The 20,612-nt window shown below is 30.2% G+C and carries 22 protein-coding genes; 12 read left to right on the forward strand and 10 right to left on the reverse strand.

What is annotated here, in order from left to right; all coding sequences use genetic code 11:
- The first annotated feature begins 74 nt into the window (after positions 1-74).
- Both msrA and CHB63_RS02285 read left to right on the forward strand, forming a co-directional pair.
- Positions 75-617: a peptide-methionine (S)-S-oxide reductase MsrA gene (gene msrA, locus CHB63_RS02280; RefSeq protein WP_089377559.1), complete on the forward strand. Its 543-nt coding sequence runs from the start codon at positions 75-77 to the stop codon at positions 615-617.
- 424 nt (positions 618-1,041) lie between these two features.
- Positions 1,042-1,320, forward strand: coding sequence for a hypothetical protein (locus CHB63_RS02285; protein ID WP_089376804.1), 279 nt, complete (start codon positions 1,042-1,044; stop codon positions 1,318-1,320).
- On the opposite strand, the gene CHB63_RS02290 is transcribed toward CHB63_RS02285, so the two are convergent.
- A complete protein-coding gene (locus tag CHB63_RS02290; RefSeq protein ID WP_089376805.1) occupies positions 1,317-1,628 on the reverse strand; it encodes a DUF6787 family protein in 312 nt (103 codons plus the stop codon). The two genes, CHB63_RS02285 and CHB63_RS02290, sit on opposite strands and share 4 nt — an antisense overlap.
- Before the next feature lie 113 nt (positions 1,629-1,741).
- Positions 1,742-2,380, reverse strand: a complete 639-nt coding sequence (locus tag CHB63_RS02295) for a DUF937 domain-containing protein (protein WP_089376806.1) — start codon at positions 2,378-2,380, stop codon at positions 1,742-1,744.
- Between the two features lie 179 nt (positions 2,381-2,559).
- On the opposite strand from CHB63_RS02295, the gene CHB63_RS02300 reads away from it, so the two are divergent.
- Positions 2,560-3,048 carry a hypothetical protein gene (locus CHB63_RS02300; RefSeq protein WP_089376807.1) on the forward strand — a complete coding sequence of 163 codons (489 nt, stop codon included), beginning with the start codon at positions 2,560-2,562 and terminating at the stop codon, positions 3,046-3,048.
- 112 nt (positions 3,049-3,160) lie between these two features.
- Positions 3,161-4,465, forward strand: a complete 1,305-nt coding sequence (locus tag CHB63_RS02305; protein WP_089376808.1) for a dicarboxylate/amino acid:cation symporter — start codon at positions 3,161-3,163, stop codon at positions 4,463-4,465.
- Here the strand turns inward: CHB63_RS02305 and CHB63_RS02310 are convergent.
- The gene (locus CHB63_RS02310) at positions 4,403-4,873 is read right to left on the reverse strand and encodes a thiol-disulfide oxidoreductase DCC family protein (protein WP_089376809.1); all 471 of its coding nucleotides are present in this window, start codon (positions 4,871-4,873) and stop codon (positions 4,403-4,405) included. The genes CHB63_RS02305 and CHB63_RS02310 overlap by 63 nt on opposite strands.
- A gap of 98 nt (positions 4,874-4,971) precedes the next feature.
- Here CHB63_RS02310 and CHB63_RS02315 point away from each other — a divergent pair, with 98 nt between their 5' ends.
- The 6 genes from CHB63_RS02315 (at position 4,972) to CHB63_RS02340 (ending at position 11,161) form a co-directional block, all read left to right on the forward strand.
- On the forward strand, positions 4,972-5,664 hold the full coding sequence (locus tag CHB63_RS02315) for an ABC transporter ATP-binding protein (protein WP_089376810.1): 693 nt from the start codon (positions 4,972-4,974) through the stop codon (positions 5,662-5,664).
- Between the two features lie 3 nt (positions 5,665-5,667).
- Positions 5,668-6,897, forward strand: a complete 1,230-nt coding sequence (locus CHB63_RS02320) for an ABC transporter permease (RefSeq protein ID WP_089376811.1) — start codon at positions 5,668-5,670, stop codon at positions 6,895-6,897.
- Positions 6,898-6,916: 19 nt separating this feature from the next.
- Positions 6,917-8,155 carry an ABC transporter permease gene (locus tag CHB63_RS02325; RefSeq protein WP_089376812.1) on the forward strand — a complete coding sequence of 413 codons (1,239 nt, stop codon included), beginning with the start codon at positions 6,917-6,919 and terminating at the stop codon, positions 8,153-8,155.
- Positions 8,156-8,188: 33 nt separating this feature from the next.
- Entirely contained in the window at positions 8,189-9,433 is a 1,245-nt protein-coding gene (locus CHB63_RS02330) for an ABC transporter permease (RefSeq protein WP_089376813.1), read from the forward strand.
- Between the two features lie 48 nt (positions 9,434-9,481).
- A complete protein-coding gene (locus tag CHB63_RS02335; RefSeq protein ID WP_089376814.1) occupies positions 9,482-10,597 on the forward strand; it encodes an efflux RND transporter periplasmic adaptor subunit in 1,116 nt (371 codons plus the stop codon).
- A gap of 183 nt (positions 10,598-10,780) precedes the next feature.
- Positions 10,781-11,161, forward strand: a complete 381-nt coding sequence (locus CHB63_RS02340) for a hypothetical protein (RefSeq protein ID WP_089376815.1) — start codon at positions 10,781-10,783, stop codon at positions 11,159-11,161.
- A 59-nt stretch (positions 11,162-11,220) separates the two neighbouring features.
- Here CHB63_RS02340 and CHB63_RS02345 read toward each other — a convergent pair whose 3' ends face one another.
- From CHB63_RS02345 to CHB63_RS02355, 3 genes are read right to left on the reverse strand one after another with little or no spacing between them, the layout of a single operon-like run.
- Positions 11,221-12,108, reverse strand: coding sequence for a 3-hydroxyacyl-CoA dehydrogenase family protein (locus CHB63_RS02345; RefSeq protein WP_089376816.1), 888 nt, complete (start codon positions 12,106-12,108; stop codon positions 11,221-11,223).
- Between the two features lie 9 nt (positions 12,109-12,117).
- Positions 12,118-12,894, reverse strand: coding sequence for a PhzF family phenazine biosynthesis protein (locus CHB63_RS02350; protein ID WP_089376817.1), 777 nt, complete (start codon positions 12,892-12,894; stop codon positions 12,118-12,120).
- A 1-nt stretch (position 12,895) separates the two neighbouring features.
- A complete protein-coding gene (locus CHB63_RS02355; protein ID WP_089376818.1) occupies positions 12,896-13,855 on the reverse strand; it encodes a Gfo/Idh/MocA family protein in 960 nt (319 codons plus the stop codon).
- Between the two features lie 86 nt (positions 13,856-13,941).
- Here CHB63_RS02355 and CHB63_RS02360 point away from each other — a divergent pair, with 86 nt between their 5' ends.
- Complete coding sequence (locus CHB63_RS02360) at positions 13,942-14,583, forward strand: protein-L-isoaspartate(D-aspartate) O-methyltransferase (protein WP_089376819.1); 642 nt, start codon at positions 13,942-13,944, stop codon at positions 14,581-14,583.
- Between the two features lie 50 nt (positions 14,584-14,633).
- Entirely contained in the window at positions 14,634-15,809 is a 1,176-nt protein-coding gene (locus tag CHB63_RS02365) for an acyloxyacyl hydrolase (RefSeq protein WP_089376820.1), read from the forward strand.
- A gap of 49 nt (positions 15,810-15,858) precedes the next feature.
- Here the strand turns inward: CHB63_RS02365 and CHB63_RS02370 are convergent, their stop codons facing one another.
- The 4 genes from CHB63_RS02370 to ppdK form a co-directional block, all read right to left on the reverse strand.
- Positions 15,859-16,290 (reverse strand): DUF2147 domain-containing protein, encoded by a 432-nt coding sequence (locus CHB63_RS02370; RefSeq protein WP_089377560.1) that lies wholly within the window; start codon positions 16,288-16,290, stop codon positions 15,859-15,861.
- Positions 16,291-16,294: 4 nt separating this feature from the next.
- Positions 16,295-16,822 carry a KdsC family phosphatase gene (locus CHB63_RS02375; RefSeq protein ID WP_089376821.1) on the reverse strand — a complete coding sequence of 176 codons (528 nt, stop codon included), beginning with the start codon at positions 16,820-16,822 and terminating at the stop codon, positions 16,295-16,297.
- Entirely contained in the window at positions 16,806-17,567 is a 762-nt protein-coding gene (locus CHB63_RS02380) for a Rossmann-like and DUF2520 domain-containing protein (RefSeq protein ID WP_089376822.1), read from the reverse strand. The genes CHB63_RS02375 and CHB63_RS02380 overlap by 17 nt, the downstream gene beginning before the upstream one ends.
- Before the next feature lie 89 nt (positions 17,568-17,656).
- On the reverse strand, positions 17,657-20,386 hold the full coding sequence (gene ppdK / locus CHB63_RS02385; RefSeq protein ID WP_089376823.1) for a pyruvate, phosphate dikinase: 2,730 nt from the start codon (positions 20,384-20,386) through the stop codon (positions 17,657-17,659).
- Positions 20,387-20,612: the final 226 nt, after the last annotated feature.

Genomic DNA, 20,612 nt, shown 5'->3' on the forward strand with positions numbered 1-20,612 from the left:
TACTAACGGTAGTTGTTTTTGCAATAACTACAGTAACTATTTTTGCCCAATCAACTATTACTAAAAAAAATAATATGTCAATTCAATTAGAAACTGCAACTTTTGCAAATGGTTGTTTTTGGTGTACCGAAGCTATTTTTCAACTTTTAGATGGTGTTGAAAGTGTAACTTCTGGGTATACTGGCGGAACAATTAAAAATCCAACCTATAGAGAAATTACAACAGGTAGAACAGGACACGCAGAAGCAATTCAAATAAAATATGATGCTTCAAAAATTAGTTATCAGGAAATATTGGATGTTTTTTTTAGTACCCATGACCCAACAACGTTAAACAGACAAGGGTATGATAAAGGGACTCAGTATAGATCTGCAATATTTTATCACAATTTAGAGCAAAAAGAAATAGCTGAAAATTTTATTGAGGCATTAACAAAAGAAGGTGTTTTTGATGATCCAATAGTAACTGAAGTTACGGCTTTAGATGTGTTTTATAAAGCTGAAGAATACCATCAAAATTATTACATCAATAATAAAACTCAAGGTTATTGTGTGGCTGTTATAAATCCTAAATTAGAAAAATTCATTAAAAAATATAAAACCAAATTAAAGCAATAAAATTTGTATTTTCATAGCTTTACCAGAGTTTGTAAATAGTTGTGTAATATATTTTAGTTGTCATTCAGATCGATAGAGAAGAATCTCAAGTATTATTATTGCATTGTGTTTTGTCATACCTGCGTAGGCAGGTATCCAATAATAAACATGTAAATAGATTCATGTCTTCGCAGGAATGACATCGTAGTTTTATTTGGCAGTCTTGTGAAAACAGGAATCCATGGTAAGATTGTCACAATCGAAATTACAGGGTTTAGATTCCTGCCTTCGCGGCTATGACAAGTAAATTTTATATATTTTTTCATTTTACAACATAAGATGATAAAAATAATTTATAATAATCTAATCTATAATTGAGGTTTAAAAATAAAGCAAAAAAGTTGGCATTTTAATTGCTATATATTTAGAAAGAATATATTTATTTATGCAAAAAAAATACAAATTATTATTACTAGGTTTATTGTTTGATGGAATTGGAATGCTCTCTTTTGTTGTTCCGTTTGTTGGCGAATTTACCGATGTTATCTGGGCTCCGGCCGCTTCATTTTTAATTTATAAAATGTACCAAGGTACAGAAGGAAAAATAGGAGGATTGGTTACTTTTGTTGAAGAAGCCGGTTTTTTTGGAACCGATTTTTTACCAACATTTACCTTAACTTGGGTGTACAAATACTTAATAAAAAAAGGAAAGAAAAAAAACTAGTTTTCTTTATTTAACCCTTTTATCCCCATTCTTATTAGCACTTTTTTTGTGAAAAAATTCCAAAAGAATTTAAATTGCCCAAAGCAATAACCAACCAATGGCAATGTTATTTGGTAAATTATAAAAATTAAAATAATTCTAACTGGCCAAAATAACCAAGGATTTGTAGTTTCAGGATTTAAACCAATAAAAATTGTTAATGGTTTTGCAATAAAAGCTGCAAAAGAACCATTAATTGAAAAAACAATTAATATTAATACTACTTGAAAGTTAGATGTTAATCCCCAACGTTGTTTTAATTTTTCCATTTAAAATAATTTCAGGGCAAAAATACATTTATATTTTACATTTAAAATAATTGTATAAAAAAAGGTCAAACTTATTAGCCTGACCCTAAATTTATTTTTAAAATAGCATTTTCTTATTTTCCGAAAAGTCCACCAAGTAATCCGCCAAGACCACCTTTCTTTTTTCCACCACCTAAAATCATTCCTGCAACATCATCAATTATACTTCCGTCACCATCAGCATCTAATAATCTAGTAACTAAACTTTGTTGCTCATTAGAAGCGCCACCAAGCATTCCACCTAATAAATCTCCAATTCCATTTTGATCAGCAACACCTTTTTGACGAGTTTCTTTACCCAAAGCACCCATTACTAATGGACCAGCGACTTTTAAAATATTCATTGCAGTATCTAAATCAATACCACTAGATTTACTTACAGCTTGTGCAACATTTTGCTCGCGACCTCCAAATACATGTCCTAAAATTCCAGCACCATCATCAAGTACGTTTTGATCTACACCACCTCCACCTAGGATACTTCCAAGGTTGTCTAATATTCCACCACTATGCTTATCGTTTCCTAATGCTTTTAATAATCCTGAAGCACCATCTGGAGTAGAAGCATTGTTTTTCATTGCCCCTAAAATTAAAGGAAATGCAGCGTTTAAAGCGCTAGTTGTTTTTCCTTCATCTTGTCCAAATTGTTTGCTCGCTCCACTAATAAGAGTTTTTCCTAAGTCACTGTTTAATAAATCTAAAATTCCTGCCATTTTTTGTTTTTATGTTAATAATTTCTCTAAAATAATTAAAAAAATAATTTAATTACATTTTTTATGACACATAATTTATAATCAAGTCACAATAAAATAATAATATACAAAATACGTTGTTATTTTAATGGCATAAACTTTGTTTCCCTTTAAACGTATAATTTAAAAATTAACTTATTATGAAGAAAATATTTTTAATGTCAATGTTGGTTTTTTGTGGAATTTTATTTACAAATGCTCAGGAAATTTCGGAAAATGCAATAGGGATTAGGTTTGGAGATAATGATGGTTTTGGAGGCGAAATATCATATCAAAAAAGATTAGATGATGATAAAAGATTAGAGGTGGATTTTGGTTATAGAAATCATAAAGATTATGATGCGTTTAAATTAACTGGGGTTCATCAATGGGTATGGAATATTGATGGAGGTTTTAACTGGTATGCAGGTTTTGGTGCAGGAGTAGGATCTTGGAGCTATAGTAATGGAATAAATACAGATAAAGAAGATGGATTGTTTATAAATGCAGATGGAAATGTAGGAATAGAATATAATTTTGACAGCACTATTTTAATTTCACTGGATTTTAGACCTGAAATTGGAATTATTGGAGATTATGGAAAGGATACAGATTTAGATTTGGCCTTATCATTTAGGTATCAGTTTTAATAAATTAAAGGTATAAAATTTTAAAAAGCACTTCAGGTGCTTTTTTTTATGCTTAAAATTTAATGAAGTTCATCAGTATTTTTTATCTTTCCAAGAATTTAAAAATTATTTAATGAAAAAATTAGCATTACACTGGCAAATAATATTAGGAATGGTAATTGGAGTAGGTGTTGGTATTTTAATGACTCAATTTGACGGCGGCAAAGAAATTGTTCAAGATTGGATTAAACCTTTTGGTAAAATATTTATAAATTCATTAAAACTTATTGCAGTTCCTTTGATTTTAGCGTCATTAATTAAAGGTGTTTCTGACCTAAAAGATATTTCTAAACTTTCAAAAATGGGAGGAAGGACAATTGGTTTGTATTTATTAACTACAATAGTTGCCGTTTCAATTGGGCTATTATTAGTTAATATTATTAAGCCTGGGAATTCAATTACAGAAGAAACGCGTTTAGAGCTAGTTCAAAATTATAGTGGAGATGCGCTAAAGTATAAGGAAGAAGCAAATAAACAAAAAGATAGTGGGCCGCTTCAGGCATTGGTTGATATTGTTCCGGATAATATTTTTGGAGCAGCAACAGAAAATAAAAATATGCTCCAAGTTATATTCTTTGCAATATTTTTTGGTATTGGTTTGATATTAATTCCTGAAAAGAAATCTAAACCTGTTAAAAAATTCTTTGATGGTTTTAATGAAGTAATTTTAAAAATGATTGACCTTATAATGCTCGCTGCACCTTATGGTGTTTTTGCATTATTGGCAGCCTTGGTTGTAGAATCTCCAAGTATAGATCTTTTTAAAGCTTTAGTTTGGTATGCTTTTACTGTTATTTTTGGACTGTTTTTAATGATCGTTTTTTATAATTCAATTGTTTGGATGGTAACCAAAAAAAATCCATCAACATTCTTAAAGGGAATATCACCAGCACAATTATTGGCATTTTCAACAAGTAGCAGTGCTGCTACTTTACCAGTAACAATGGAAAGAGTTACGGAACATTTGGGAGTAGATGAGGAAGTAAGTAGTTTTGTATTACCTATTGGAGCTACAATTAATATGGATGGGACGAGTCTATATCAAGCTGTGGCTGCAGTTTTTATTGCTCAAGCTTTTGGCATGGATTTATCATTAGGAGTTCAATTAGGGATAATTGTAACAGCAACTTTGGCAAGTATTGGATCTGCTGCTGTGCCAGGAGCAGGAATGGTTATGTTAGTAATTGTTTTAGGGCAAGCAGGTATCCCGGAAGCTGGTTTGGCATTAATATTTGCTATTGACAGACCGTTAGATATGTGTAGAACAACTGTAAATGTTACAGGTGATGCTTCAGTTTCTATGTTGGTAGCAAAATCAATAGGGAAGCTCCACAAACCAAAAGTTAAAGATTGGGATGATTATTATCCAAAAAAATAAATTAATAAATCTATTTATCAGTTTTGGTGAAGGAATCATGCAAGATTCTTTTTTTCCATACCATTTATAGCGGTTTTTTGCAATGTAATTATAAACCCAATCTCTTATAAATTTGGGGATAATTATAAACAAATAAAGGAATTTAAAACCACCTGATAAACTTTTGGCAATTCTTAAGGCTGCTGTAGATTTTTCGTAAATTTCATTCTTTTCAATTAAAACAATTGAATCAAATTTTATTTTTTTTGAATTGTATTGTAACAATATTTCTTTTGCTGCGTCTGATTGTAGTGAGGCAAATAAAAACTGTTCTTTTTTATCGTGTTTGATGATAAAGTAAACTGATGCATTGCAAAGGTTACAAATACCATCAAATAATATAATAGATTTGTTTTTATTTTTGTTCACAAAGCTAAGTTACATATTTAAAGATTAACTGTCTTTTAACAAAATATTAATACGAATTCTCATAAGCAATTTATATTTTCGTTTAAAACAACAACCAAATGATAAAGATTGAAAAACTTCATAAATCCTATCCAATAGGAAAAGATTCTCTACATGTTTTAAAAGGTTTAGATTTACATATTAAAGAAGGTGAATTTGTTTCTATTATGGGATCTTCAGGATCTGGAAAATCAACCTTATTAAATATAGTTGGTCTGTTAGATGGTCATGATGAAGGAAATTATTTTTTGAATGGTCAAAAAATTGAAAATTTAGACGAAAAGAAAGCAGCAATTTTAAGAAATAAATTTTTAGGATTTATTTTCCAGTCGTTCAATTTGATAACCTATAAAACTGCAGTAGAAAATGTTTCGCTTCCATTGTATTATCAAGGAATGGGTAGAAAAGAGCGTCAAAAAATCGCATTACAATATCTAGAAAAAGTAGGTTTAAAAGATAGAGCTGACCATTTACCAAGCGAACTTTCTGGAGGTGAAAAACAGCGTGTGGCAGTTGCTCGAGCATTAGCTACTAAACCAAAAGTTATTTTGGCAGATGAGCCTACGGGGGCGTTGGATTCAATTACTTCTGCTTCTGTAATGGAATTGTTGAAAGAAATTAATCGCGATGGAATGACCGTTTTTGTAATTACTCATGAAGAGGATATTGCAGAACAAACAGATAGAATAGTTCGATTAAAAGATGGAGTTATTATAAGTGATGAATTGACAGCTAAAAAAGTAAACGCATAAGCTATGTTTGATTTAGATCGTTGGCAAGAAATTTTCCAAACCTTAAGAAAAAACAAACTAAGAACAGCACTTTCGGGGTTTACAATTGCATTTGCTATTTTATTATTTACCCTTTTATTTGGAGTTGGAAATGGTTTAAAACACACTTTTGAAAAACAGTTTGCTAGTGATGCTGTTAACTCTGTTTATGTTTATGGAGGTAGAACTACCAAACCATATAAAGGGATGCAAAGCGGCAGGAACATTCAGTATAGAAATGATGATGCTAAGTTTATGAATGAAAAATTTGAAGACGAAATTCAATTTTTCAGCCCAAATATTCAACGGAGTATGCAGGTTATTTATAAAGGAGAGCAAAATCGTTATACAATTCGTGGGGTATATCCAGATTATCAGCCATTAGAGTCTGCTGTAGTGCAGGACGGTAGATTTTTAACTTATTTAGATATAGAACGACGTTCTAAAGTTGTTGCAATTGGTAGACTTGTTGAAAAGGATTTATTTGGAAATTTAAGTGGTCTTGGAAAGAATTTAAATATAGAAGGGATTTCTTATAAAGTTGTTGGCGTTTTTAATGATCCAGGAGGAGATAACGATGAACGATTTATATATGCGCCTTTTACAACAATTCAAGGAATGTATAAGCCTAATGATGAATTAGATTATTTTGGATTGACATTTAATCCAAAAATGGATGTAGATCAAGCATTGGCATTTAGTAATTTACTTACTAAATTATTAAAAGAAAAACACAATGTAGATCCAAGAGATCAAGGAGCCATTAGAGTTAGAAATTATGCTGAAGGTACAAGAGATGTTCAAAGCTTTATGATGGTTTTAAATGTAATTATTCTATTTATTGGTATTGGAACTTTAATTGCAGGTATTATAGGTATCAGTAATATTATGGTATATATTGTAAAAGAGCGTACAAAAGAATTAGGAATTAGAAAAGCTCTAGGAGCAACTCCAAAATCAATAGTGGGAATGATAATGCTCGAGTCAATTTTTGTAACAGCACTAGCCGGTTATTCAGGTTTGATGTTAGGTGTTTTTGCTTTAAGAGCTTTGGGTGATACTTTAGAAAAATATTTCATTTTAAATCCAAGTGTTGAAACCTATGTTGTAGTGGGTGCTACAATTGTACTTATAATTGCCGGTACAATTGCAGGTTATATTCCAGCCAAAAGAGCAGCAAGAATTAAACCGATTGTAGCACTAAACGACGAATAATAAATAATTACCGTAAACAATGAAATTTTTGTTTGACAAAGATACCTGGCAAGAAATATATAGTAGTATTCGTAAAAATAAAACGCGTACTGGTATTACCATTATTGGTGTAATGTGGGGTATTTTTTTATTGGTTGTTTTATTGGGTGCAGCAAAGGGTGTTGAGAATAATTTTAATAAACTATTTGGTGATTTTGCTACGAATAGTGTTTTTATTTGGGGGCAATCTACAAGTAAACCTTTTAAAGGTTTCCAGGAAGGTAGGCAAGTTGCTCTTAAAATAGATGATATAGAAAAGATCAAACAAGAAGTAAAAGGGGTGGAATTAATAGCTCCAAGAAGTCAGGATGGCGGTTTAGTAATTAGAAAATTTCAATCAGGAAATTTTAATATTTCAGGAGATTTCCCTGTTTTAGATAAAATTCAAAACAAGGACTTGATTTATGGAAGGTTTATTAATGATAATGATATTAAAGAAAAGAAAAAGGTTTGTGTTATTGAAGAAGAGGTTTATAAACAACTTTTTGAAAAAGATGAGTATCCAATTGGCGAGTTAGTAAACATAAATGGAATTAATTATAAGGTTGTAGGCTTGTTTAAGGAAAGTCAAACAATTAGATTGGGGGATAATATTCATATACCATTTACTACATTTCAGCAAGTTTACAATAGGGGAGATAATATAAGTTGGATGATTATAACTGGAAATGCTGAAAGCAGTATTGTTCAAATTGAAAAAGACGCAAAATTAATAATAAAGAATTTGCATAAGATTCATCCAGAAGATAAAAGAGCTCTTGGAGGAATTAATTTAGGAGATATGTTTAAAAAGATTACAGGATTTTTAATTGGAATGCAATTTTTAACATGGTTTGTTGGAATTGCAACACTAATAGCAGGAGTTTTTGCAATTGGGAATATCTTATTAATAACTGTAAAAGAAAGAACAAAGGAAATAGGAATAAGACGTGCTTTAGGAGCAAAACCTTGGGAAATTAAGCGTCAAATAATGTTGGAATCTGTTTTTTTGACAAGTATTGCAGGCGCGTTTGGAATTATTTTTGGTGGGCTAATACTTATGTTAATTGATGCTACTTTAGGAAAAGGTCCTGATGCTGCATTAACAAATCCGACAGTAGATATACCAATTGTTTTAATAGCAGCATTAACACTGGTTGTCCTGGGAACATTAATTGGGCTTATTCCAGCTCAAACAGCGGTTAGTATAAGGCCTATTGAGGCATTAAGGGAAGAATAAATAAAACTAATATTCAATTGATAAGAAGGTAAAATGAAATTTTTATTTGACAAAGATACTTGGCAAGAAATTTATAGCAGTATTCGAAAGAATAAAATGCGTACTGGTATTACTATAATTGGAGTAATGTGGGGTATTTTTTTATTAGTTGTTTTATTAGGGGCTGCAAAAGGAGTTGAAAATAATTTTAATAAATTATTCGGAAACTTTGCTACAAACAGTGTTTTTGTTTGGGCGCAACAAACAAGCAAGCCTTTTAAAGGTTTTCAGGAAGGCAAAAGCCTCACCTTGAAAATGTCTGATTTAGAAAATATTAGGAGCGAAATTAAAGGGCTTGATTTTGTAGTGCCTCGTCACCAAACCCAAGCAATGGCAATTAATAATTTTAAATCTGGAACTTTTGGAATTTTTGGAGATTATCCGGAGTTAGATAAAGTTCAGAAAAAAGATATGGTTTATGGTAGGTTCATAAATGATAATGATATTAAAGAAAAGAAAAAAGTTTGTGTAATTGAAGAGGAAATTTATAAGCAACTTTTTGATAAAGATGTTTACCCTATAGGTACCTATATAAAAATAAATGATATCAATTATATTGTAGTTGGAATGTATAAACAAGGACAAGTTGGAAGTGGTGGACCTCAAGGAAATATTCATATTCCTTTTACAACATTTCAACAAGTTTATAATAGAGGAGATAGCATTGGATGGATGATGATTACGGGGAAAATGGAATATGATATTTCACAAATTGAAGCAGATGTTAAATTATTATTAAGAAATTTACATAAAGTACACCCAAATGATGAAAGAGCTTTTGGTAGCTTCAATTTAGGGGAAAGAATAGCTCAGGTTACTGGATTTTTAACTGGGATGCAATTTTTAACATGGTTTGTTGGCATTGCTACACTAATAGCTGGAGTTTTTGCAATTGGAAACATTTTATTAATTACTGTTAAAGAACGGACCAAAGAAATAGGAATTAGAAGAGCTTTAGGTGCAAAACCTTGGGAAATAAAACGTCAAATAATTTTAGAATCTGTATTTCTAACAAGCATTGCAGGAGCTTTAGGTATTATTTTTGGCGGTTTAGTTTTAATGTTAATTGACGCAACAATTGGTCAAGGACCTGATGCAGCATTAACCAATCCAACGGTTGATATTCCGGTTATTATTATTGCTGCAGTAACGTTAGTAGTTTTAGGAACATTAATAGGTTTAATTCCAGCTCACACAGCAGTAAGTATTCGGCCTATAGAAGCATTAAGAGAAGAATAAAAAGAATAATAGTAATAAAAAGAACAATAAACTGAAAATCAATAACTAATGAAGAAAAAAATAATTTTTGGAACAATAGCAGTCGCACTTATAGCTGTTTTAGCTTGGTTTGGAGCTAAGAATAGTAAATCACCTGTGCAATATGAAACGGAAAAACCTTTTAAAACAAATATTGTTAGAAAAACTGTAGCTACTGGTAAAGTAGTTCCTTTGGAGGAAGCTGAAATTAAACCTAAGGTTTCAGGAATTATTGAGAAAATTTATGTTGAAGAGGGGGCTCAAGTAGAAGTTGGGGATTTAATTGCAACAATTAGAGTTGTGCCTAATATACAAAGTTTAAACAGTGCACAAGGAAGCGTAAAAACTGCTCAATTACGTTTTGACAACGCAAAAACGAATTACAATAGAATTAAAGGTCTGTTTGAAAAGGGTGTTAAATCTCGTTCAGAATTTGAAACTGCAGAATTAAGTTATAATAGCTCTGTTCAAGATTTAAGTAATGCAAGAAATAACTTACAAATCATACAAAAAGGATCTGCCGCTGGAATGGGTAAAACAGCAAATACTTATGTGACAGCAGAAATTTCTGGTACAATTTTAGAGATTCCAGTACGTAAAGGAAATCAGGTAATTGAAAGTAATACTTTTAATGCAGGTACTACAATTGCTACTATTGCTGATATGACAAAAATGATTTTTGAAGGTAAAGTTGATGAAGCTGAAGTTGGTAAAATTAAAAATGGAACGGTATTAGAAGTTTCTTTAGGTGCCATTGAAAAGAAAAAATATCCTGCAAAATTAAACTTTATTGCTCCAAAGGGAACTGAAGAAAATGGAGCAGTTCAATTTAAAATTAAAGGTGATGTAACTTTAGATGATGAATTTTTTGTTAGAGCTGGTTATAGTGCAAATGCTGATATAGTTTTAGAAAAGAAAGATAGTGTTCTTTCAATAAAAGAGGCTTTATTGCAATTTGATAAAAAAACTGAAACACCATATGTTGAAGTAAAAACGGGAGATCAGGAATTTGAAAAACGTGATGTTGAGTTAGGAATTTCAGATGGTATTAATGTTGAAGTTTTATCAGGTGTTGATAAAGAAGATGAAATAAAGATTTGGAATAAAACATCTAAAAAAGATGAAGATGAAAACGGTAATAACTAATACCGAAAATTAATAATAATAAAAAAAGCGTTTTAATTAAATTAAAACGCTTTTTTTATATCTTTATAGGAGAGTACTTTTAAAATTAAATTTTACTTAAAAATGTTAATTATGACTTTTGTCAGAGTAATTTTTAAAAAAAAGTTAGAAATTTATTGTATAAAATTTAAAAGCAAATAGAGTATGGAAAGTCAATTATTATTTTTAAGTGATTTAAACTTCAATCTTGAAGTATGGAAAAGAGAGTTGAAATTTCAAGAAAGTGAAATGGATTATTTTGAAGAGAAACTAGAGCATATAGCTATGCGTGATCTTGGAAATGACGTTATGGCTCAATTGGAAGTATTTCAGAATAAAATAATAAGAGAGAGACATGTAATGGGTGAATTAAGGCATCGAATACGAATGAAAAAAAGAGAAATAGCTCAAGCAAAATATGATAATAACAGTGAAGTAAAATTTCACGAAAAACAAGTACTGCTTAAAGATCAAATGAAAACTTTTGTTAAAATGCATTACGAGTTAAAAGAAGATATGATGGATTTTTTCTTAAAATATCTATAATTTAAAAAAAAGACCTTTCCAGAAATTGAAAGGTCTTTTTTTATAGGTCAAAATTGTTTTTATCTAAATTGTTTTGAAATTATTTCAGCCTTACGGTTTTCGGAATAGTCATAAAAACCTTCACCTGATTTTGAGCCAAGTTTACCAGCTTGTACCATATTAACTAATAGCGGACAAGGAGCATATTTTGGATTTTTAAAGCCATCATACATTACATTTAAAATTGATAAACAAACATCTAGGCCAATAAAGTCAGCCAATTGTAACGGACCCATTGGATGCGCCATTCCTAATTTCATTACAGTATCAATTTCATAAACGCCTGCAACTCCATTGTATAAGGTTTCAATAGCCTCGTTTAGCATTGGCATTAAAATACGGTTTGCTACAAAGCCTGGATAGTCATTAACTTCAACAGGAACTTTTTTAAGATTTTCTGAAAGATCCATAATTGTTTTGGTAACCTCATCAGAAGTGTTATAACCTCTAATTATTTCTACCAATTTCATTATTGGAACAGGATTCATAAAATGCATTCCAATTACTTTTTCTGGTCTTTTTGTTACCGATGCTATTTTAGTAATTGATATTGATGATGTATTTGAAGCTAAAATTGCATTAGCCGGAGCTTCTTCATCAATTTGTTTAAATATTTTTAATTTTAAATCGATGTTTTCAGTTGCAGCTTCAACAACTAAATCTATATCTTTAACACCTTCAGCAATAGAAGTATAAGTTGTAATATTATTTAAAGTTTGTGCTTTAATAATACTAGTGATTTTTTCTTTAGAAAGTAATCTATCAAGGTTTTTAGTAACTGTAGCTAAACCTTTGTCTAAAGCCGCCTGAGATATATCTATTAAGTTTACTTTGTAATTATTTTGAGCGAACACATGAGCAATTCCATTTCCCATGGTCCCAGCTCCAATAACAGCTATATTAGTCATAATTAATAATTAAATAGTTAATTTTCCTTTTAAATAAGTGATTGCTTGTCCACTCATTTCAACACGTTCATTTAAATATTCACATTTTAAATATCCCGTTCTGTTAGATAATTGAATAGCTTCTAAACTATTTAATTTTAGCTTTTTAGCCCAAAATGGAATTAATAACGTATGTGCAGAACCAGTTACCGGGTCTTCATTAATACCAATTTTTGGAGCAAAAAAACGAGAAACAAAATCCACTTTATCTCCTTGTGCAGTAACAATAATTCCTGCGTGTTCCAAATTTGCTAATTTTGAAAAATTAGGAGTTAAATTTTTAACTGCACTTTCATTTTCTAATTCCACAACCAATTTCCATTTACCTTCAAAAGTTTTAATTATTGGAACTTTTAACGCATCCTTTAAAAGTTGCGGTGTTTTAATTTCAATAATTTCTTCAGACGGAAAATTTAAAGTGTACCAATCTTCTTTTTTTTCAACTTTTAAAATGCCACTTTTTGAATTGAATTCTATTACTTTTTTGTCATAATCTAATTCTGAAAATATAATATGTGCAGCAGCTAAGGTAGCGTGACCACATAAATCAATTTCACAAGAAGGTGTAAACCATCTAATTTCAAAATGATCTTTAACTTTCACAAAGAATACAGTTTCAGATAAATTGTTTTCTTCAGCAATAGCTTGCATTAATTCTTCCGAAATCCATTTAGTTAGAGGGCAAACTGCAGCTGGATTTCCTTTGAAAATCTCGTTTGTAAAAGCATCAACTTGATAAATAGTCATCTTAAAAATCGTTTATAATCATATGAGCAACTCTTAATGCTTCTGTACCTTGTTCTAAAGTTACAATTGGAGTTGTATTATTAGTAATTGCGTCTGCAAACGTTTCTAATTCATCTAAAATAGCATTATTTGCTTCAACAGTTGGGTTTTCAAAATAAATTTGCTTTTTAATTCCTTCAGCATTTTGTAAAATCATATCAAAATCACCTGGTATTTTAGGCGCATCTTGCATTTTAACCACTTCTGTTGCTTTTTCAAAGAAATCAACAGCTATATAAGCATCCTTTTGAAAAAAACGTGTTTTACGCATATTTTTTAATGAAATTCTACTTGCCGTTAAATTAGCAACACATCCATTTTCAAATTCAATTCGAGCATTTGCAATATCCGGAGTTTCACTAATCACAGAAACACCACTGGCATTCACACTTTTTACTTTAGATTTTACAACACTTAAAATAATATCTATATCATGAATCATTAAATCTAAAACAACAGGCACATCGGTACCACGTGGATTAAACTCTGCCAATCTATGGGTTTCAATAAACATTGGTTTATTTAAAGAATCCTTAACGGCAGTAAATGCTGGATTAAAACGCTCTACGTGACCAACCTGACCTTTAACCTTGTGTTTATTAGCAAGTTCAATTAATTTCTCAGCTTCTTCAACTGTCTTAGTAATTGGTTTTTCAATAAATATATGTTTTCCTTTTTCGATGGCTTCTTTTGCACAATCAAAATGCGAAAGGGTAGGTGTAACTATATCTACAACATCTACGGCATCTATTAACTCTTGAATAGTATCAAATGATTTGTAGCCAAATTCTTCTTCAACTTTTTGAGCGTTTTCCTTTATAGGGTCGTAAAATCCTACTAAATTGTATTTTTCAGATTGATTTAATAATTTTAAGTGAATTTTTCCGAGATGTCCGGCTCCTAAAACTCCTGCTTTTAGCATAATAAGATTGTTTATTTTTATGTAAACAAAAGTAACAATCTTTATGCATTTATTCCTATTTTTAGCATCTCAAATTTAATTAATTAGTGAAAGATTCGCACAAACATCAAGGACTTAGAAATCAATTAGTAGCAATATTATCTAAAAAGGGAATTACTGATAAAAATGTTTTGAAAGCAATTTCAATTATACCAAGGCATTTATTTATGGATTCTAGTTTTGCAGATTTTGCGTATCAGGACAAGGCGTTTCCAATTGCTGCCGAACAAACTATTTCACAACCTTATACTGTTGCATTTCAAACAGAATTGTTACAAGTTAAACCTAATGATGAAATATTAGAAATAGGGACAGGTTCGGGTTATCAAACTGCTGTTTTAATAGAAATGGGAGCAAAGGTTTATACTATAGAGCGACAACTAGAACTTTTTAAAAAGACGAAATTATTTTTGCCAAAATTAAATTATAAGCCTAAAAAAGTGATTTTTGGTGACGGTTATAAAGGTTTGCCAGAAAATGCTCCTTTTGATAGAATTATTGTAACTGCCGGTGCTCCATTTGTTCCAAAACCTTTGTTGAGTCAATTAAAAATAGGAGGGAGATTGGTAATTCCCATTGGGGATGAAGTACAAACAATGACTTTGTTTGTTAGAACAAGTGAAAAGGATTTTGAAAAGCACGAATTGGGCGATTTTAGGTTTGTGCCAATGCTAAAAGAGAGGAATTAAATTAATAATATGCCTTCATTTTTATGAGTATTGTTTTTTATATTTAACCAATGAAAAAATTATTCCTCTTTTTCTTTATTGGATTTTCTTGTTTGGGTCAAAATGAACAAACATTTGGGGAATATGCTCTTAGGCCAGAATTATTTTTTGGAAAAACCATTGCTGCATTTGAATTGTACCCAAATACAAATTCTCAATTTATAATTGGGATGAGTTTTGAAAAGAAAAATTTATTTCCTGAAAAACAATGGGAAAGTATTTTAAATTTTCCAACCACAGGTGTTTCAGTATATTTTACTAATTATGGTAATAAAGATTTATTGGGACGCTCAGTGAGTGTTTTACCATTTATAAAACTAAATTTAAATAAAAAACAAAATTTTCATTTTAAAGGAGGTCTTGGAATTTCTTATTTTGATACACGTTATGACGTGGTAAATAACCCTAGAAATTCTGCAATAAGCACAAAATTAACATGGGCTTTTCAAACATTTTTGTATTACAATTTGCTTTCGAAAAACAATAAAGATTTACAATTAGGAATTGGTTATATACATCATTCAAATGGTCATGCACAACTACCAAATGAAGGGTTGAATTCTGCTTTAATGAGTATTTCAACAAAAATTGATGTTAAAAAAAGTATTATTAAAAATGATACTAAATTTGATTTAAACAATGTTAAAACGTTTTCAAAAGGTTTTTATTCAATACGTTACGGACAAGGAATACATAAATTTGTTAAAAATGAAAGTTTGGTAAAAGCTATTAATTCAATTGAAGTATATGGAGGTTTGTTTTATAAAGATATTTTTAAAGTCAGTTTAGGAGCTACCTATAGATTTTATCATCATTATTACGATTATATAAATGAAAATGAATTAGAACCTTATTACTCTAAACCTATACTAAATGCATCAAATTTATATTTGTCGGTTGGTGTTGAGGCTATGCTGGGACATATTGGGATTGATTGGGAAGGCGGTTTAAATTTGCACAAACCATTTTATAAAGAGCAATATTTACTTGAGGAACCAGAGCTTGATTTTTTTTATGATCTTAAAAAATTGTTTTTAGGACGTTTAGGTTTAAAATTATATGCTATAAATACTTCAAAAATGCCAAAAAATAATTTTTATTTAAGTGCTCACATTAATTCTAATTTAAGTCAGGCTGATTTTTCAGAATTAAGTTTGGGGTTTACCCATAGAATATTTACTAAATGACACTGTATTTATAAAATTTGAAATATTAGAAACTAAGTTTATTGTTAAATTAATTAACTCTGGTCCAGTATTGAGTTCTTCCAATTAAAGCAAAACCAATATAGCCTCTAACTTTTAGTTTGTTATTATCTTCAAGGGTTATATAACATTTGTATTCTTTTCCTGTCTTAGGATCTAATATTTTGGCTCCATTCCATTCACTACCATCTTTTGAAAGGCCATTTATAATAACCATTCCTTTAATTGATTTATTTTTATTTGTTCCTTTACAGTTTTCACAAACTTTATTTTCATTTCCTTTTTTCAATAATTGCTTAATTACAGCATAAGCTTTTCCATTTTCTTGATAAACTTCAACAATAGATTTTTCGTTACCAGTTTCATCATCAATAGTTTTCCATTCTCCAAAAATAGATTGAGCTTGTAAAGAAATAGCTCCTGAAAATAAGAGAGTTAGAGTTATTAGAATAATTTTTCTCATATTATTAATCATATTTTGCATCAAATTGTCCATTCCATTTTCCTTGAACTTTTAAAACTTGCTCAATTACATCTCTCACACATCCATTTCCACCTTTTTTTTGTGAAATATATAATGAAATATCTTGAATTTCTGGAACTGCATCTTTTGGACAACTGGGTAAACCTACTTTTTTCATGACCTTATAATCTGGAATGTCATCACCCATAAATAAAATTTCTTCAGGATTTAATTTATGAATTGTAATGTATTCTTCAAATTGTTCCATTTTATTATGAGTGCCTAAATAAATATCTGTAATTCCTAAGTTTTGAAGTCGAGAACGCACGCCTTCATTACTTCCACCAGAAATTATACATATCTTAAAGCCCTGATCTATTGCTGTTTTTAAGGCATATCCATCTTTGATGTTCATTGTTCTAATCAATTCTCCAGTAGTGGTAATTGTAATCATTCCATTAGTTAAAACGCCATCTACATCAAACATAAATGTTGTAATTTGAGGCATTATTTCTTTATAACTTTTTCCCATAGGTATTTTGTATTGATTTTGTAAGCAAATTATAAATTTCCTTTTGCTGTTTATTTAAAATTGCTTTGTGGTTTTTTATAGTTTTGGTATCGTTTCTTTTTGCAGGACCAGTTTGAGCCTTTAAAGGTGGTATTTCTACTATTTTTTTTGAAGTTTTTTCAATTAAAGGGTGCAAAATCTCAAAGGGAATTCCATTTTCTTCACAAATTTCATTTCCGATATGATATAAATGATTCACAAAATTATTTACAAAAACAGCTGCAACATGCAAATGTTTGCGTTGTTCAGAATTTATTAGATAATATTTTTTTGCAATAGATTTTGCTAATTTTTCCAGTAAATCTAAATCTGTTTTTGTTTCAGCCTCAATACAAATTGGAATAGATGTAAAATCAATTTTATTTTCTTTTGAAAATGTTTGTAAGGGGTAAAAAACACCTTTGTTAGATTTAGATTTTAATTCATTTAAATTGGCTGCCCCTGAAGTATGAACAACTAATTTATTTTTGAAATTTAATTTTGAAGAAACTTCTGAAATTGCATTATCTGCAACCGCAACAACATAAATATCAGCAGCTTCCAATGCATTTAAGTTATCTGTTATTGCAGTTTTTGATTTTAAATATTGAATTTTATCAATACTTCTATTATAAACCTGAATAAGGTTAACAGCTTTATTATTTAACAAATTTTTTGTTAAATGAAAGGCTAAATTTCCACCACCAAGTAATACAACTTTAATCATATTGCGAAGATACTTTAATTGTTATATATAAAAAAACTCCATCTTTTTTAAAAAGATGGAGTTTTTATAACTAACTAAAAAAACCTATACTATGCTTGTTTTTTAATTACCGCCTGAGCCGAAGCTACACGTGCAATTGGAACTCTATAAGGAGAACAACTAACATAATTCATTCCGGTATTGTAACAAAATTCTACTGAACTTGGCTCACCACCATGTTCACCACAAATACCAACTTTTAAGTCTGGTTTTGTCATTCTACCTTTTTCTGTACCCATTTTTACTAATTGTCCAACACCTTCTTGGTCAAGAACTTCAAATGGATCAACTTTTAATATTCCTTTTTCTATATAAACTGGTAAGAATTTACCAGCATCATCTCTTGAATAACCAAATGCCATTTGAGTTAAATCATTTGTTCCAAATGAGAAGAACTCAGCTTTAGCAGCAATTAAATCAGCTGTTAAAGCAGCTCTTGGAATTTCAATCATAGTACCTACTAAATATTCGATAGTATCATTTCTTTCTTCAAAAACTTTATTGGCTGTATCTCTAATAATTTTTTCTTGACTTTCAAATTCAGCCAAAGTACCAATTAAAGGAACCATAATTTCAGGTTTTGCTTCAATTCCTCTTTCTTTTAAATTTAAAGCAGCTTCAATAATTGCTCTTGCTTGCATTTCAGTAATTTCAGGATATGTAATTCCTAATCTACAACCTCTATGACCTAGCATTGGGTTAAATTCTTCTAACTCTGCAATTTTACTTTTTACAGCTTCTAATGAAATATGCATTTCTTCAGCTAAATCTTTTTGAGTAGCTAAAACGTGAGGTACAAACTCATGTAAAGGTGGATCTAATAAACGAACTGTTACTGGAAGACCAGCCATTGCTTCAAAAATACCTTCAAAATCTTCACGTTGCATTGGTAATAATTGGTCTAACGCTTGTTTTCTTCCTTTTACAGTATCTGAAAGTATCATTTCACGCATTGCCTTAATTCGGTCAACTTCAAAGAACATATGTTCAGTTCTTGTTAATCCAATACCTTGTGCTCCAAAACTACGAGCTACTTTTGCATCTTTAGGAGAGTCAGCATTTGTTCTAACTTTCATTGTCGCAAATTTATCAGCCAATTCCATAATTTCAGCAAATTCTCCGCTTAATTCAGGCTCAATCGTTGCAACTTTTCCGTCAATAATATTTCCAGTAGAACCGTTTAATGAAATCCAATCACCTTCATGATATTCGTGACCATCAACTGTTAAAGTTCTATTTTTATAGTTTATTTTTAAAGCACCAGCACCAGAAACACAACATTTACCCATACCACGAGCAACAACAGCTGCGTGAGAAGTCATACCACCACGTGCAGTTAATATTCCTTTTGCAATATTCATTCCTTCTAAATCTTCAGGAGAAGTTTCTATACGAACTAGAATACTTGTTTTATATTTTGAAGCTTCATCAGCAAAAAATACAATTTGACCAGTTGCAGCTCCAGGAGAAGCAGGTAAACCTTGCGCAATTACATTAGATTTTTTTAAAGCTTTAGGATCAAAAACAGGATGTAATAATTCGTCTAATTTATTTGGTTCTATAGAAAGTAAGGCTTCTTTTTCAGTAATAGCACCTTCTTTTAATTTGTCAATTGCAATTTTTACCATTGCAGAACCAGTACGTTTACCATTTCTTGTTTGTAAAATCCAAAGTTTACCATCTTGCATAGTAAACTCCATATCTTGCATATCTTTATAATGATCTTCTAATTTTTGTTGGTAGTCATTTAACTCATTATAAATAGATGGCATTAACTCTTCTAAAGAAGGGTAATTTGCTAATCTGTCATCTTCTTCAACCTTAGCTAATTCAGCCCAACGTAAAGAACCAACTTTAGTAATTTGTTGAGGAGTTCTTGTTCCAGCAACTACATCTTCACCTTGTGCATTGATTAAATATTCTCCATTGAAAAGATTTTCTCCAGTTCCAGCATCACGTGTAAAACAAACTCCTGTACCAGAATTGTCTCCCATATTTCCATAAACCATTGCTTGCACGTTTACAGCAGTTCCCCATTCACTTGGGTATCCATTCATATTTCTGTAATAAATAGCTCTATCACCGTTCCAACTATTAAAAACTGCCATAACAGCTCCCCATAATTGATCCCAAGGATTTGTAGGGAAATCATGACCAGTACGTTTTTTTACAGCATCTTTAAAATCGTAAACTAAATCTTTTAAATCTTGTATTGTAAATTCTGTATCTAATTCAATATCTCTTTTATGTTTAAGAGCTTCCATTATTTCTTCAAAAGGATCAATATCTTCTTTAGATTCTGGTTTCATACCTAAAACAACATCACCGTACATTTGTATAAAACGTCTATATGAATCCCATGCGAAACGTTCGTTTCCAGATTTAATAGCTAAGCCTTCAACAACTTCATCGTTTAAACCTAAGTTTAATACAGTATCCATCATACCTGGCATAGAAACTCTTGCTCCAGAACGAACTGAAACTAATAAAGGGTTTTCTTTGTCTCCAAATTTTGATCCCATTATATTTTCAATATTCTCTATTGCTTTTTCAACTTCAGGAACAATCATACCAACAACAGCATCTTTTCCTAATAGGTTATATTCAGTACAAACTTCTGTAGTAATTGTAAATCCTGGAGGAACAGGGATTCCAATTGCGCTCATTTCAGCTAAATTAGCTCCTTTACCACCTAATAGGTTTTTCATTGTACTATTACCATCAGTATTTTTATCTCCAAACTTGTATACTCTGGCTTTGACTTCTTGTATCGTCTCCATCTTAAAATTTTATATTTGTGTTAATCTCTTGTTTTAATGAGAACAAATTTAAGCACAGTATTTAAAGTTTATTATGATTTATGTCATTCTATTTTTCGATTTGTAATTTAAAGTAACTATTGTTACAGAAAAAGTCAAAACATACTATATTTCAGCACTTTATATATTTTAAATTATTATAAATGCAATTATTTTTCCTATTTGATGTAACATTTGTATCTTTAAA

Origin of the sequence: Lutibacter flavus (genome assembly GCF_900188355.1) — a bacterium.
Classification (GTDB): Bacteria; Bacteroidota; Bacteroidia; order Flavobacteriales; family Flavobacteriaceae; genus Lutibacter; species Lutibacter flavus.

Excerpts from the sequence above, each read along its gene's own strand:
- msrA (WP_089377559.1), top strand. The coding sequence starts at position 75 with ATGTCAATTCAATTAGAAACTGCAACTTTTGCAAATGGTTGTTTTTGG.
- CHB63_RS02285 (WP_089376804.1), top strand. The coding sequence starts at position 1,042 with ATGCAAAAAAAATACAAATTATTATTACTAGGTTTATTGTTTGATGGA.
- CHB63_RS02290 (WP_089376805.1), bottom strand. The coding sequence starts at position 1,628 with ATGGAAAAATTAAAACAACGTTGGGGATTAACATCTAACTTTCAAGTA.
- CHB63_RS02295 (WP_089376806.1), bottom strand. The coding sequence starts at position 2,380 with ATGGCAGGAATTTTAGATTTATTAAACAGTGACTTAGGAAAAACTCTT.
- CHB63_RS02300 (WP_089376807.1), top strand. The coding sequence starts at position 2,560 with ATGAAGAAAATATTTTTAATGTCAATGTTGGTTTTTTGTGGAATTTTA.
- CHB63_RS02305 (WP_089376808.1), top strand. The coding sequence starts at position 3,161 with ATGAAAAAATTAGCATTACACTGGCAAATAATATTAGGAATGGTAATT.
- CHB63_RS02315 (WP_089376810.1), top strand. The coding sequence starts at position 4,972 with ATGATAAAGATTGAAAAACTTCATAAATCCTATCCAATAGGAAAAGAT.
- CHB63_RS02320 (WP_089376811.1), top strand. The coding sequence starts at position 5,668 with ATGTTTGATTTAGATCGTTGGCAAGAAATTTTCCAAACCTTAAGAAAA.
- CHB63_RS02325 (WP_089376812.1), top strand. The coding sequence starts at position 6,917 with ATGAAATTTTTGTTTGACAAAGATACCTGGCAAGAAATATATAGTAGT.
- CHB63_RS02330 (WP_089376813.1), top strand. The coding sequence starts at position 8,189 with ATGAAATTTTTATTTGACAAAGATACTTGGCAAGAAATTTATAGCAGT.
- CHB63_RS02335 (WP_089376814.1), top strand. The coding sequence starts at position 9,482 with ATGAAGAAAAAAATAATTTTTGGAACAATAGCAGTCGCACTTATAGCT.
- CHB63_RS02340 (WP_089376815.1), top strand. The coding sequence starts at position 10,781 with ATGGAAAGTCAATTATTATTTTTAAGTGATTTAAACTTCAATCTTGAA.
- CHB63_RS02345 (WP_089376816.1), bottom strand. The coding sequence starts at position 12,108 with ATGACTAATATAGCTGTTATTGGAGCTGGGACCATGGGAAATGGAATT.
- CHB63_RS02350 (WP_089376817.1), bottom strand. The coding sequence starts at position 12,894 with ATGACTATTTATCAAGTTGATGCTTTTACAAACGAGATTTTCAAAGGA.
- CHB63_RS02355 (WP_089376818.1), bottom strand. The coding sequence starts at position 13,855 with ATGCTAAAAGCAGGAGTTTTAGGAGCCGGACATCTCGGAAAAATTCAC.
- CHB63_RS02365 (WP_089376820.1), top strand. The coding sequence starts at position 14,634 with ATGAAAAAATTATTCCTCTTTTTCTTTATTGGATTTTCTTGTTTGGGT.
- CHB63_RS02370 (WP_089377560.1), bottom strand. The coding sequence starts at position 16,290 with ATGAGAAAAATTATTCTAATAACTCTAACTCTCTTATTTTCAGGAGCT.
- CHB63_RS02375 (WP_089376821.1), bottom strand. The coding sequence starts at position 16,822 with ATGGGAAAAAGTTATAAAGAAATAATGCCTCAAATTACAACATTTATG.
- CHB63_RS02380 (WP_089376822.1), bottom strand. The coding sequence starts at position 17,567 with ATGATTAAAGTTGTATTACTTGGTGGTGGAAATTTAGCCTTTCATTTA.
- ppdK (WP_089376823.1), bottom strand. The coding sequence starts at position 20,386 with ATGGAGACGATACAAGAAGTCAAAGCCAGAGTATACAAGTTTGGAGAT.